At 48.4% G+C, this 14,016-nt stretch carries 13 protein-coding genes and 1 riboswitch; of the genes, 5 read left to right on the plus strand and 8 right to left on the minus strand.

Annotation, left to right across the window (positions count from 1 at the left end; translation table 11 throughout):
• Nucleotides 1-235 precede the first annotated feature (235 nt).
• From PTQ21_RS09610 to PTQ21_RS09645, 8 genes are all read right to left on the minus strand, one after another.
• A complete protein-coding gene (locus PTQ21_RS09610; protein WP_090953342.1) occupies nucleotides 236-1,303 on the minus strand; it encodes an ABC transporter substrate-binding protein in 1,068 nt (355 codons plus the stop codon).
• Nucleotides 1,304-1,352: 49 nt separating this feature from the next.
• Nucleotides 1,353-2,165: an ABC transporter permease gene (locus PTQ21_RS09615; RefSeq protein WP_420800358.1), complete on the minus strand. Its 813-nt coding sequence runs from the start codon at nucleotides 2,163-2,165 to the stop codon at nucleotides 1,353-1,355.
• Nucleotides 2,152-2,946: an ABC transporter ATP-binding protein gene (locus PTQ21_RS09620; RefSeq protein ID WP_256336495.1), complete on the minus strand. Its 795-nt coding sequence runs from the start codon at nucleotides 2,944-2,946 to the stop codon at nucleotides 2,152-2,154. The genes PTQ21_RS09615 and PTQ21_RS09620 overlap by 14 nt, the downstream gene beginning before the upstream one ends.
• A 149-nt stretch (nucleotides 2,947-3,095) precedes the next feature.
• A riboswitch (TPP riboswitch) is annotated at nucleotides 3,096-3,198 on the minus strand.
• A gap of 107 nt (nucleotides 3,199-3,305) precedes the next feature.
• Nucleotides 3,306-4,427, minus strand: a complete 1,122-nt coding sequence (gene hisC, locus PTQ21_RS09625) for a histidinol-phosphate transaminase (protein WP_274569657.1) — start codon at nucleotides 4,425-4,427, stop codon at nucleotides 3,306-3,308.
• 24 nt (nucleotides 4,428-4,451) lie between these two features.
• Nucleotides 4,452-5,228, minus strand: a complete 777-nt coding sequence (locus PTQ21_RS09630; protein WP_090807620.1) for an ATP-binding cassette domain-containing protein — start codon at nucleotides 5,226-5,228, stop codon at nucleotides 4,452-4,454.
• A gap of 23 nt (nucleotides 5,229-5,251) precedes the next feature.
• On the minus strand, nucleotides 5,252-6,037 hold the full coding sequence (locus PTQ21_RS09635; protein WP_063568384.1) for an ABC transporter permease subunit: 786 nt from the start codon (nucleotides 6,035-6,037) through the stop codon (nucleotides 5,252-5,254).
• 27 nt (nucleotides 6,038-6,064) lie between these two features.
• Nucleotides 6,065-7,120 (minus strand): ABC transporter substrate-binding protein, encoded by a 1,056-nt coding sequence (locus PTQ21_RS09640; protein WP_274569658.1) that lies wholly within the window; start codon nucleotides 7,118-7,120, stop codon nucleotides 6,065-6,067.
• Nucleotides 7,117-8,259 carry an iron-containing alcohol dehydrogenase family protein gene (locus PTQ21_RS09645; protein WP_274569659.1) on the minus strand — a complete coding sequence of 381 codons (1,143 nt, stop codon included), beginning with the start codon at nucleotides 8,257-8,259 and terminating at the stop codon, nucleotides 7,117-7,119. Before PTQ21_RS09645 ends, PTQ21_RS09640 begins: the two co-directional genes overlap by 4 nt.
• A 295-nt stretch (nucleotides 8,260-8,554) precedes the next feature.
• Here PTQ21_RS09645 and PTQ21_RS09650 point away from each other — a divergent pair, with 295 nt between their 5' ends.
• The 5 genes from PTQ21_RS09650 (at nucleotide 8,555) to PTQ21_RS09670 (ending at nucleotide 14,000) form a co-directional block, all read left to right on the plus strand.
• Nucleotides 8,555-9,430: a radical SAM/SPASM domain-containing protein gene (locus PTQ21_RS09650; protein ID WP_064640556.1), complete on the plus strand. Its 876-nt coding sequence runs from the start codon at nucleotides 8,555-8,557 to the stop codon at nucleotides 9,428-9,430.
• A gap of 364 nt (nucleotides 9,431-9,794) precedes the next feature.
• On the plus strand, nucleotides 9,795-10,463 hold the full coding sequence (locus PTQ21_RS09655) for a pectate lyase (protein WP_090807626.1): 669 nt from the start codon (nucleotides 9,795-9,797) through the stop codon (nucleotides 10,461-10,463).
• 665 nt (nucleotides 10,464-11,128) lie between these two features.
• Entirely contained in the window at nucleotides 11,129-11,722 is a 594-nt protein-coding gene (locus tag PTQ21_RS09660; RefSeq protein WP_072735038.1) for an ECF transporter S component, read from the plus strand.
• Entirely contained in the window at nucleotides 11,723-13,231 is a 1,509-nt protein-coding gene (locus PTQ21_RS09665; RefSeq protein ID WP_274569669.1) for an ABC transporter ATP-binding protein, read from the plus strand.
• Nucleotides 13,206-14,000, plus strand: a complete 795-nt coding sequence (locus PTQ21_RS09670; protein ID WP_090807630.1) for an energy-coupling factor transporter transmembrane component T family protein — start codon at nucleotides 13,206-13,208, stop codon at nucleotides 13,998-14,000. The genes PTQ21_RS09665 and PTQ21_RS09670 overlap by 26 nt, the downstream gene beginning before the upstream one ends.
• The last annotated feature ends 16 nt before the right edge of the window (nucleotides 14,001-14,016 follow it).

Below are 14,016 nucleotides of genomic sequence, written 5' to 3' on the forward strand. Positions count from 1 at the left end.
GCAAATTAATCAATAAAAGTGTCAGGGCAGGGTGGGCCATTAAATCATGGGAACTAAACGCTATTCTCGGATAGCTGGAAAGTCCATATAGAAAGCTTAATTAAAGAGTCCTTATCCTCGATAAAGATTCTAATCGTACAGTTATTGAATTCCGTAACTACTCATGTTATCGACATCTGATAATGAATTTACAACTTTCAAATTTCCCTTGATCTCGTCCAGTAATCGATTTTACTTACTCACCCTGCAAGTTGATAAAAGCATCCTCAGCCTTTACGGAATCCGGAATCAGTTCACTTTGAACCAACCATGCACGTACATTTTCCCAAGAAGAGGCGTCCTGCCTGCCAAACGGCTGACCTTCTTCATTCATCAGTGGCAGTAAAATGTTTAGACTTTTGATTTCGATCTCCGGGTCAAGTGGAGACGTTTCGTTCTCATGTGCGAGCAGAATGTTCAGCGCGTCCTCGGGGTGCTCTGTTACATATTTCTGTCCTTCCTGCATCGCTTTGATGAAGCGGGTAAGCTGATCTTTCTTCGCTTCAATGCCCGCATCACTTGCAGTGAGGACCAGTTCATAATAATCAGGTACGCCGTAATCGACGGGATTGATCGCTTTCATGGCATGGCCTTCCTTTTCCAGAATCAATTGTTCATGGTTAATAAAACCACCCATAATGGCATCTGCCTGCCCGGAAGCCAGGGAAGGGATCAGGTCAAATCCCACATCCACCAAATTCATCTTGTCGGGATTACCGCCATCCTGGCTGATCATGGTACGCACCATTGCTTCATACAAAGGGATTGAGGAATAGCCGACCGTCCTCCCTTCAAGATCTTTTGGCGATTTCACTTTACCGTCTGCTTCAGTCAACAGATGCACGAGCGGATGGCGAACGACGGCTGCAATCGAACGTACAGGAATGTTCTCCCCACGCGCGAGCAAAATTTGCGGCTGGTAGCTTAGTGCAAGATCGATTTTCCCGGCGGCAACAAGTTTGAGTGCATCATTCGTATCGGCAGGCATCTGGATATCGACATCCAGACCTTGATCCGCGAAGTAACCATTCTCCTGAGCAACATAGATGAAGGAATGCACTGCATTTGGGTACCAATCGAGCATGATGGACAGCTTGTCTTTGGATGTCGATGGCGTTTCTATCGCAGATGAGTCTGTATCGTTTGCATTGGAAGTTGAGCCTGTGGAGGGCGTATTGATGCCCGTTTTACCGCATCCGCTGACGATTAGCAAAAGAGACATGAGCAGAATGGGGAGCAGGGAATAGATATGCTTTTTATTCATAACGTAAAGTTCCTCGTTTCTTTTGTTTTTTTGTTTTGAAATCCGAAAGTTATCCAGCTTTTCTTCTACCTGCATGACGTGGTGTACCAAATCTTCTCTCCATCCATGCAATGAGTACAAACAGCGCGATACCAAGCAGGGATAATAGCATAATGGCGGCGAACATCGCATCCGTGTTCATATTGCTCGACATTCTGCGGCTGAAGTAGCCAAGCCCCTTGCTTCCACCAAGCCATTCACCGATCGTTGCACCGACCACACAATACACCACGGACATTTTCAGTCCCGAAAAGAAGGAGGGAAGGGCAAGTGGAATCTGGAGTTTGCGAAAAATATCCCACTTGGTGGCCCCCATCGTCAGCAGCAGTTCACGCTGCTCCGGATCACCCTTGCGCAGGCCATCGTAGGTGCTCACCACAATTGGGAAAAACGCGATCAGGAACACCACCGCCACTTTACTCCACAGCGTGTAGCCAAACCACAGGATAAAGACGGGGGACAGGGCAATCAGCGGGATCGTCTGACTGATCACGATGAAGGGATATAACGCTTTTTCAATCGACCGATTCATATGCATACCCGTTGCAAGTGCAATTCCGGCACCAATGGACAAGCCAAAACCAACGACAACCTCCATCAAGGTAGCAGGCAGATGTGTAGCCAGCAGAAGGTGGTGATGTTCATACAGCGAACGGACAATCGCCGTCGGGGCTGGAATGATGAAGGAAGGCACCCATCCCATACACACAATCCACTCCCAGAGAGCAAGCAGCAAGATCATGAGCAAAAGAAACAGACCATAACGGGCAAGCCAACCTCTTACGCTATGCTTCATGCTATCTCTCAAGTTACCGTCTCGCATGCAATTGTTCCTCCAGTAGTCGTCTCATCTGAACGAGAGCCGGTTCGTAGATCATGTCCGAATGTCTTGGACGTGGCAAAGGTACCGTCAGATCCTGCAGCTGTTGGCCTTGGCCCACCGGAGTTAACAGGATAATTCGATCACTGAGCAGCAGGGCTTCTTCAATGTCATGTGTGATGAACAACACGGTTTTGCCCAGGCCTTCCCAGAGCTCCAGCAGCCAGCGATGCATCTCACGTTTGGTCAGGGCATCGAGTGCGCCGAATGGTTCATCCAGCAGCATCAGTTGGCCACCTGTCAGCAAAGTACGAAGCAGCGCGACACGCTGGCGCATGCCACCTGAAAGCTCGTCCGGGTAAGCATGCGCGTGGCCGGATAAGCCAAATCTGTCGAGGCCAGCCAGGATATCTGCTCGAATCCTTATCTTATCCTGCCGACCTGCAGCCAGTTCAGAGGGAAGCATGCAATTCCCCATGACGGTTCTCCAGGATAATAGGAGGTCCTTTTGCGGCATGTAGGCCACCTGCCCCAGTCGCTTTCCTTCTTGAACCCAAGGAATTTCAATGGTTCCGTGTGTTGGCTCAAGCAAGCCTGCCAGCAGCTTGAAAAGGGTACTTTTACCGGAGCCGCTGGAACCGATGAGCGAGACGAATTCGCCTTTGGCTACACGCATCGACACATTGGAGAGCACGGGGGAATCCCTTTTTCCCGGGAAAGCGTAGCTCATGTTGTGAATGGTTATATCGTTATCCATCTCGTTCCGTCCCCCCTTGTTATTCATAATTCAACTTCAAACCGCGGGATCTTTAATTACACCTTCTGATCTGCCCGCAGAACGCGAAAAAGACCCACCCATTTCCGGAGAAATGAGTGGGTCTGTAAGTTCAATTCACATTAAATTCCATCATCAACATGAAAAAATCCGCTTACTGAGAGGCCGCTCCACTTCCCTCCGCTGGTATGATCCAGATCAGGTTCAAAGGGTCCGAATCGTTCGATTCGTCTCAGCCGCAAGGCTCCCCTAGTGCAATGTTCAAGATATGCAGTTGTGTGTTCAGCATATATCACATGCAAGTGGAATGTAAAGAGGGCGGCTTAAAAGAAGTGTGCGTAATGTGAGTTAGGAAAGTAACTAGGATTCTAATCGTTTGAATGTAACAGTGAATCAAGCTCCCCGATCAGACGGGCAATCTGCTCAGGTGTGCCAATCGTAATCCGAAGCCAGGTAGGCATACCAAATTCGGCACCGCCGCGGACAGAGATGCCTCTGTTCAACAATTCTTTGGTAATCGGGCCACTATCCTGCAACAGATCAATCATGATGAAATTTGTTTCGGAAGGGATGTAGGGTAAGTTCCACTGATCAAAGGACTGCATTAACGTTTCCCTTCCTTGACGATTGTAGTGCAGGCAGTGAGAAACAAATTCATGATCATCCAGGCTGGCCAAAGCAGCGGCTTGGGATGTGGCTGTCAGACTGATGGGCAGCTTGACCCGGTTAATGCCTTCAATAATGCTTTCATTCCCGATGCCATATCCAATTCGCAGGCCAGCAAGTCCATATATTTTGGAGAAGGTCCGCAAAATAATCAGATTATTATACTGCTCCAGCAGCTTAACCGTATCAGGATAATCTTCACTTTCCGCGAATTCATAATACGCTTCGTCCAGGACAACCACGACATGGGAGGGAACATGTTCGAGTAAACCAAGTAGGGCATCTGCCGTGAAAATGGTTCCGGTTGGATTATTCGGATTGCACAGCCAGATAATTCGGGTAGAAGCATTGATCCGTTGCCGGAATTGCTCCAGGTCCAGTGAATGGTTGACCAAAGGCACTTCATGAATGACCCCGCCTGCCAGCAGCGTAGCGCCCTTATACCAGTTAAAGGAGGGCACCGGAATGAGTGATTCCTCCCCGGGATTAAGATAAGCTTGGGCGGTAAGGGTTAGCAGCTCGAAAGATCCACTGCCAAATACCAGTTGGGAAGTACGCACCCCCAGACGTTCCGCAAGTTTGTCACGCAGCAGTTGGCTGGAACCGTCGGGGTATTGAGCCAAAAGATCGGAACTCAGCGATCTGACCGCTTCCGCAGCCAGGGGAGAGGAACCAAACGGATTCTCGTTCGCTGCAAGTCGATCCACACTTTCCAGTCCCAACTCCCGCCGGATCTGTTCCATGGATTTGGCAGGCGTATAAGCCGGAATTTGAGTTAAAAGGTCTTTAACAGGTGGAGAGGGAACGGGTGAAAGGGATTGCATAATCATGCCTTCTTTCCAGTGGAATTAGATCGAGAATGATATCTGTTTCTGAGCAATCTGCTGTGGTGTCTCTTGTGGAGGAGTCAACAAACGATTCAGAATCAGGTTTTCAAAATGAGCAAACCCGCTGTCCCGAACGCGTGGCCGCTCCAGCGTAATTCGAGTATCCATCGTTATATGACCATCCTCGATTAACAGCACTCTGTCTGCCAGCGCAACCGCCTCACTGACATCATGAGTGACCAGAATGACAGTCAGATCTTCTTCTACCCACAAGCGTTCGATTAATTGCTGCATCTCAATTCGTGTCAATGCATCCAATGCACCCAGCGGTTCATCCAGCAGCAGTAAGCGTGGATGACTTGCGAGTGCCCGTGCCAAGGCGACACGTTGTTTTTGTCCGCCAGATAATACCCCCGGCCAATCACCTTCACGCTCTCCGAGTCCTACATTGCGAAGCGACTGGCGTGCATCTTCCTTGTTCTTGTCGGGGATGCCCAGTCGTACATTGTCGAGCACGGATTTCCAAGGTAGCAGCCGGGCTTCCTGAAACAGAAACCGTGTCTCGGGTGCTGTACTGCCAAGCTTTCTGTTGCCCAGCATAATGCTCCCGGAAGAGGGGGGTTCCAGCCCGGCGATCAGACGCAGCAAAGTACTTTTGCCACAGCCGCTTCGTCCAACGATGGCTACAAATTCCCCTTGTCTTACATTGACGTTGATGTTGGATAGAATCGTCCGCTGATCATACGATTTCTGAACCCCATCTACTTGAAGAAAAGGACTGATCTGACTTGTGCTCATGGATCAATACACACTCCTTTGCTTTACTTGCGGGATAGGGCCGGGTTCCAGCGCAGCCAGCGCCGTTCCAGCCATTTAGCGATGGTATCGGACAGCTTGCCCAGCAGGGCATATAGCAGAATGCTTAAGACGATTACGTCCATCTGCATGAATTCCCGCGCGTTCATCGCCATGTATCCAATCCCCGCATCCGCCGCAACCGTCTCGGCTACGATAAGTGTCAGCCACATAATGCCAAGTGCATAACGAATGCCCACCAGAATGGAAGGCAGTGCACCAGGCAGGATAATGTCCTTATAAAGGGACCAACGGCTGAGGCCATATACTTTGCCCATTTCAATCAGACCGGGATCGACTGATCGTATGCCGTGAAACGTATTCAGATATACCGGAAAGAATACACCCAGGGAAACGAGGAATAATTTTGCTTCTTCACCGATCCCGAACCACACAATAACGAGGGGGATCAAGGACAGATGAGGAATGTTGCGGATCATCTGCACCGAGGAGTCGGCGATCTTTTCCGCAAGGGAGGAGATGCCGTTCAGCACACCCAGCAGGAAACCGAGACCCCCACCAATGAGGAATCCTCCCAAAGCTCGTCTGGCGCTAATACTGATATTGTTCAGTAGTTCACCGTTACGAAGCAGACGAATGAAGGCCTCCAGTACCTGAGCGGGCCGGGGCAAAATATTGGCTGCAACAACTCCAGATGCAGTCAGCCATTGCCACAGAGCCAGAATGAGTAGTGGTACAACAAAAGGAATGAACTGGTTAAACCATGCCCGGTTAAAGGTTTTGGACCGCACGTTATGCCTACCTCCTTGCTTCCTTCGTTATTGGCTACCTGGAGCTGGAAGTTGATCTTGAAGTGCATCACTCCAGAATGTGCTCACATCGACTGCCTGCTCAAAAATTCCCGCTTGCTGAAACGTATCCGCTACGTCCTGTTCAGACTTGATGGCCTCGTCAGAAATGGCAACAATACGTGATGGGCGTTGTGCTTCTCCATCCGTGTAGGTTTTAAGGGCTTGATCCACGGGCTGGTGGGTGTTGTCTGCTGTAATTTGAGCCCACGCATCCTTATTGGCACGAGCCCAATCATTGAATTTGTTGATTCGCTCCAGATAATCGGCAAGGGCCTCTTTCTGTTCCGCATTTGCAATAGCCTGATCGGAGGCGGCTACAAGGAAGCTGCCTGACAGGATATCTTTGGCGCTGGCGAGCGTTGTTGCTTCATTCTGATGTGCGGAGATGATGGCATTGCCGTAACTGGCAAGTGCATCCACTTTCCCGCTTATCAGGGCGCTGAGTCCATCGGCTGTTGAAAGTTCGACCGGACTGATGTCACTCCAGGTTAATCCGGCTTCTTCCAGCATTTTGAGCAGGAAATAGTGGGCCGTTGTATTTTTTACGAAAGCAACTTTCTTGCCTTTCAGGTCAGCAACCGATTTGATCGATGAACCTTTGGGAACAACGACCTCCTGATTTAAGGTGCTGCCTTGTTGTACCGCAATAATCTTGAAGCTTCCACCATTGGCAGCTTGAGATGCAAAAATGGGCGGAATTTCACTGGTCACACCAAAGTCCAATTGGTTTGCAGCCATCGCTTCAAGGATCAGGTTACCTCCCTGAAATACGTTATAAGTGACTTTATAGGGGGTGTCATCGAGTCCGGCGGCTTTTAGCCCCAATTCGAGATTGCCCCATCCGGTCTGACCAACACGAATGGTAACGTCTTTATTCGAAGCAGCTGATGCCGCTGTCGGTGTTGTGCCTGTACCCGCGGCCTGATTGTCAGTTCCGGCAGAGCAGCCGGAGATCAGCATCAACAGAAGCGCGCTCAGAAAGGCAGTTAAGGGAAGAGTGTAATGGCGGTTTGGACGGATCATAGGGAGGAAACCTCCTTGGTGTATGTACTGCTTTCACTGGACTGACTGGATTCTATGAATGTTTGGCCGATACGGTCTGCCTGAAGAATGGCTTCGGTTACCTGCGCCGTACTAACTCCGAAGGAGAGATGCGCCGCACTGCCTTCCCGCAGCTGTAGTCCTGCTGCAATGCGCGCAGCAGCTTCCTTAGGCTGTTGTTGTATGCCAAGCTCGGCAAGAGTGATAGGCAGATTCAGCTTATGTAACAGAGTGATCAGCTCATGAAGCTCATCCCCTGCTTTGCCTTCAAGAATCCACTGGGTGAAGAGTCCAAAGGCTACCTTTTCTCCATGTAGTGAAGCGTGTGTTTCGGGTAATTTGGTGAGGCTATCATGTAGCCCATGAGCAATCGCGGCATGAAGTGATCCATCGCTAATGCTGCCTACAAGGCCTGCGAGCACAATAATGGCATCGGCAACATCACGGAATTGAGGTGTACTACCGGTTGTATCGGTGGATTCATAGACATCGATGGCGTGCGCTTCAAGAATATCGAGTGCAAGCTTGGCGGTGCTGACACTGTTTCGGAGAGTGAGGCTGGTGGCGTTGCCACTTAGATTAACGGCGAACTCATGCCATTTTACGAGTGTGTCACCGATCCCTGCGGCCAAATATCGCCTTGGTGCACTCGCCAGAATACGAGGATCAGCCAGAACGAGATCAGGCGAACGACGCAGGGGACGATATCCTGCAGATTTCCCCTGTTCATCATAGAGCACGGTTAAGGCGGACCAGGCAGCGCAGGTTGCGGCAATCGTTGGGACCGTTACAATGGGCAATTGGGCTTGCTCGGCCACCGCTTTGGACAGATCGAGTACTTTACCACCACCGACGCCGATAATCAGATCAACATCCAGATCGAAAGCTTGCTGCGTAAAAGTATCAATCTGGCCTGTTGTAACCTCACCGTGAAACAATTGCACATGGAACTTGATCTTATGCTCCTCCAATGAAGGAAGAAGGTAAGGCTGTACGGCTTTTAATGCAGACTCACCGGCGATGATGAGAACATGCTGCCCAAGCTGTGCAATCCGCGAACCACTTTGCTCAAGAATGTTAGCCTCGTGTACATATACTGCGGGTGCCTTAACAGTAATCATGAATACACTCCCCTTATAACTTATTATTCTTACGTTTTAACTTGGTTTTAAATTGTTTAGATTCTAGCATCGCGTCTCGGCAACTACAATGACCTGGACAATCAATACATCCTATACTTCGATTGAAAGAATCTATAGGTGAACGTAGTTAACAAATTCGATGAGAAAAAGGGAATTAACATCCTAGTCGATTTACCTTGTCCCTTGAACCCGATATAATAGTGGTGGCACACATGGGCCGGATCACAAATGAGGGTGGGACTGTTCTCCCTCTAAGCAGAATGGGGACCCCGAGTTGAAAACGTTCAAGAAAGTATATATTGAGATCACAAGTATATGTAATCTGGCATGCAGCTTCTGTCCACAGACCAAACGTGCCAAAAATTTCATTGACCCTGAAGTCTTCAACAATATATTGGATCAGATCAAACCCCATACCAAACATATTTATTTACATGTCAAAGGTGAGCCGCTGCTTCATCCCAAAATTGATCTGTTACTGGATTCAGCGCATGAGAAGGGATTCAAGGTCAACATTACGACGAACGGTACGCTGCTGCCCAAGACCCAGCACAAACTGCTCGGCAAACCGGCACTGCGTCAGATGAATTTCTCCCTGCACAGCTTTGATGGTCACGAGGGTTCCACAGACCGTGAGGGCTACCTGGGTAATGTATTGTCATTTGTCCGGGAAGCAGTGAAGCACAATGTCATTATTTCATTCCGACTCTGGAATCTGACACAGGATAACTTCACGAATGCGCAGATGAACCGAAACCGGGAGACGCTGGAGGTTCTTGAACGGGAGTTCAATCTGGATTTCCGTATTGAGGAGAAAGTGGTGCCGGGGAGCGGTGTCAAAATTGCCCCGAATGTGTATCTGAATCAGGATCATGAATTCCAGTGGCCGAGTCTGGATGCACCCGAAGATGATGGTAAAGGCTTCTGTCATGCGCTTCGCAGTCAGGCGGCTGTGCTAGTCGATGGAACTGTGGTTCCATGCTGTCTCGATGGTGAGGGTGTCATTAACTTGGGCAACGTTCATGAAAAATCGTTCTCGGAGATTGTGGATGGTGAACGAGCCAACAATCTGTTCTATGGTTTCTCCAAACGGGAAGCCGTGGAGGAATTATGTCGGAAGTGCGGATATCGTCAGCGGTTCGGCGCTTAAAGCGTAATTTAATAAATAAAATGAGATTCAAAATAATAGAGATCACGTTGTCTGGAAACAGATGAGGTGGTCTTTCGTTTTTTCTAGAACGATAAAGGAGCATATCGCCATAGATTACAAGTTGTAAAAGAAGCATACCCGAAGTTGAGATCGGCACATTACACAATGAGTACGATGCAAAAAATGCCGAGAACACAGGCATAATGCTATCATTTCTATATCTAAGCTAATGATTATTATCGTAACATCCCTTTTTTGGTAGGATCAGGGTAGGTTCCGAGCCAGAGGTGCACCTCTGATAGGTTCCTTGAGGACAAGCTTATGCTTGTACGCCAATTCATCAGAATAAGGGAGGATTTAAATTATGAAAAAAGTGTTGACGTTGCTGCTGTCTGCGGGTCTGGTCGCTTCATTATTAGGTGCAATTCCGGCTTTTGCTGCACCTACTGTTGTAAACTCAACGATTATTGTAGCCAAGGGAGAAACTTTTGATGGCAAAGGCCAAACGTATGTAGCCAACCCTTCCACCCTGGGAGATGGATCTCAAGCGGAAGATCAGAAGCCGGTATTTCGGTTGGAGGCAGGCGCCACGCTCAAAAATGTGATTATCGGTTCACCTGCAGCTGACGGTGTTCATTGTTACGGTAACTGCACAATTTCAAATGTGATTTGGGAGGATGTCGGTGAGGACGCTCTGACTCTGAAATCAGCCGGAACGGTTAACATCACTGGTGGTGCAGCTTACAAGGCCTATGATAAAGTATTTCAAATGAATGCAGCCGGAACGATTAACATTAAAAATTTCCGTGCAGACGATATTGGCAAGCTGGTACGTCAGAATGGCGGAACAACCTTCGCCGTGAACATGACGCTCGACAACTCAGACATTTCCAATGTCAAAGATTCTATTATGCGTACGGACAGCAGTACATCGCAAGGGAAAATTACAAATACCCGTTACTCCAAAGTACCGACCTTGTTTAAAGGCTTTGCATCGGGCAAAACAAGTCAATCCGGGAATACTCAATATTAAAACAGAGCTTACCGGTTCTCAATAATTTTCCTCTAAAGGATATGAAGCATAACAATTAAAGGGGATGTCCTCATGAATATGACGGGGACATCCCTTGTTCGCGTTATCTTGGTCTAATGAACCTGGCACACATTATTCGCTCTCATTTGCACCTTTCTGAGATGTAACGAATTACAGAGACGTTATTTCTTGAAGCAGAGGTATATGACGCATAAATGAGACATATAGTTAATCACTCTTTCTTCTAGTTTAAACTGATTTTTTCTTATCGGGATTGTCACAAATACCCATGTGTTGTACAGTAGAAGCAATGAAATAAGTGAACCGGGTGCTCAATGAAGTTGGGCTGAGAGAGCGGCCTTGTGCTGCTGACCGTATATCTGATCTGGGTAATGCCAGCGTAGAGAACATGAATTTGCGATGAGCAATGGTAAGCGATAAGGGATAGAACATAAATGTCAGCGTTTCTTGGTTGCAACGGGATTTCTCTGATGTGACGGGGATGGTGTCGTTTGTTTTCTTCTTTCTCTATATCTGCCTAATGCGTTGCATCGTGAGAATTGTAAACTGTGCGTATGGCCTGCCTGTGAACCGGGGAGGCTTTTTTTGTTTGTTTTATTGTTTTTTTTATAAATCTAGGGAAACAGAGGAAGGAAGTAGAGAACATGTCAACAGCAGTAGGCAGCAACAGATTGAAGTTAACCGATATTTTGGTAACAATTGTGATTGCGGTAGTCTTTGGGGTGATCTACAAAATATGGGGACCTACATATGATCTGATGAAGCCATTCGGCGTTCATGCGGAGCAGATGATTTACGGCATGTGGTTTATGGCGGGCACCTTTGCCTTTGTAATCATTCGTAAGCCGGGTGTAGCCATTCTGGCTGAAGTTGCGGCATCCACGGTGAGTGCTTTTCTCGGAAGTGAGTGGGGCATGTCGACACTGGTATATGGGCTGCTGCAAGGGCTGGGTGCAGAGATCTTCTTCGCCGCATTTCTGTACCGGAGAAGCAATCTGTTCGTCACCTGCCTCGCGGCTATTGGTGCAGCAGCGGCTTCGCTTGTACTCGATTATCAGTATGGGTACATTGATTCCCTCACAGCTTGGAACTACACGCTGTTTATCGGATTCCGCTTCATTGGAAGTATTCTGATTGCGGGTGTATTCACCTATTATCTCGCCAAAGCGCTGGAGCTTACAGGTGTAACACGATCCCTTAGACCGGTGTCGAAGCAGGATTATGAGGCGTTGGACTAGATGAATGAAGTGGAGAATGTGCAAGCGGTAGGTGTTACGAATCTAAGATGTAAGTTCCCTGGAGAGAAGGCCTTGGTGTTCCAAGGCTTGTCTCTCTCTGTGCGTCAAGGGGAGAAAGTGTTGTTGCTTGGACCAAGCGGCTCTGGCAAATCAACCTTGCTGCAAATTCTGAGCGGTCTGATTCCGCGATCTGTGGAGATTCCGATGAAATGTGATGACATTCAGGTGCCTGAGCAGCCCGGTATTGTTTTTCAAGATCCGGATACCCAGTTCTGTATGTCATATACGGATGAAGAGATTGCTTTTGTATTGGAAAACCGGAATATTCCACGCGAGCAGATGCCTGCTCTTATCCTTCGATATCTGGAACAGGTGGGGTTATGCTTTGAACATAATCGAACACTCATTCAATCCATGTCACAGGGCATGAAGCAGCGTCTTGCGATGGCTTCGATTCTGGCCATGGAGCCAGACGTACTCTTTTTGGATGAACCAACGGCACTGCTGGATGATGAAGGAACCTCTCAAGTATGGGAAACGGTGAAACAGATTGCACAGGACAAAACACTCATTATCGTAGAACATAAAATTAATGAAATCGTCGAGTGGGTAGACCGAATCATCGTATTGTCGCCTGAAGGAAAGATTGTGGCAGATGGCCCGGCGAATCAGGTGTTTACAGATGAGCGGAATATGCTCAGGGAATACGGAATCTGGTATCCAGGAGTTTGGGAAGAGCGAGGGCAGACGAAAGCACAGACGTTGGTCACAGGAGAGTTTATTCGTTATGGGGCAACAGAAACTGAAAGTATGGATAACAAGGAGGAGCGAGCTTCTGCGCAGCCCCAACCAGCCCTGGAAATGCAGCAATTCACCGGATGGCGCGGAAAAACACCTTTCATTCAGGTGGAACAGGCCAAGGTATGGCACGGAGATTGGGTGGGGATTGTCGGGGCTAACGGGGCAGGTAAAAGTTCGTTATTGCTATCCATGATGAATATTCTAAAAACGACAGGTCATTATGTTGTGGAAGGACAATCGGCCGGAAAAACCGAGCAGCTTGCAGATCACATTGCCTTTGTATTCCAGAATCCTGAATTTCAATTCGTGACCAATACAGTCCGGGATGAAGTGGGATTCTCCTTGCTGAGCGGCAAGTTAACTGCCGAAGAAAGAGGTATCAAAACCGATAATATGCTGGAGCAATTCGGACTGAGTGAGCTGTCCGGTAGGCATCCATACCAATTGTCGATGGGACAGAAACGACGACTGAGTGTAGCATCAGCTCTGGTACGGGAACAGCGTATTTTGTTACTGGATGAACCTACCTTTGGACAGGATGCGCGGAATACTTTTGCCATGTTATCACAGCTGGAACGGCTGCGACGTGAAGGGACCGCCATTGTGATGGTTACACATGACCGTGAAATCGTGAAGCGTTATTGCACCCGGATCTGGACGGTGCATGAGGGGAGGTTAACGGATGCAGCTCTCGTTTCCTCATCGTGAGACTTGGCTTCACGCGGTGAATCCGGGGTTGAAAATGATTTTCCTGACATTGCTGTTTATCTTCGTCATCCTTGTTCACAATCTGAATGTAATGGCTAATGTAGCAGTTGTCATGCTTTTACTGCTTGGCTGGACAGGTCACGCATGGCCCAGATTATTGCTGTATGCATCTCCGTTCATTCTGGTATTTATATCAACTTCCACAGGTATGATCATGTTTGGTAAAGGGGAGACCACCTGGTTTCAGTGGGGATTAATTCATATTACCGAAGAGAGCTTCTACCGCGGGTTGCACCTAGGATTTCGTTCTCTAAGTATGGCGGCAGCTGGATTGTTGTTCGGTCTGACGACCAAGCCTGTCCGTCTCTTTTATTCCCTCATGCAGCAGTGGAGGCTCCCACCCAAGTATGCCTATAGTTTTCTGGCGGCTATGCGTATGATTCCGATTTTGCTGGATGAATTCCAGACGCTGCGTTATGCCATCCGCATTCGGGGAACGAGGCAGCATGGTTCCCGCTGGAATGTATACGGCATACTGAAACGATATGCAATTCCACTACTTGCCCAGAGTATTCGCCGTGCGCAACGTATGGCGGTGGCGATGGAAGCAAAAGGATTCAAGGAAGGCGGGAGCCGGACCTATTACATTCAGATCGGGTATTCCCGAGCGGATGTATGGTTTATGGGGTATTTTATCATCATGTTAACGGCTGCTTATATATTGGGAACCACATTCCCTTATAATTCAACCCTATTGGATGTAAGGTGAGACCTGTAATTATTTC

This window comes from Paenibacillus marchantiae (assembly GCF_028771845.1).
Taxonomy (GTDB): Bacteria; Bacillota; Bacilli; order Paenibacillales; family Paenibacillaceae; genus Paenibacillus; species Paenibacillus marchantiae.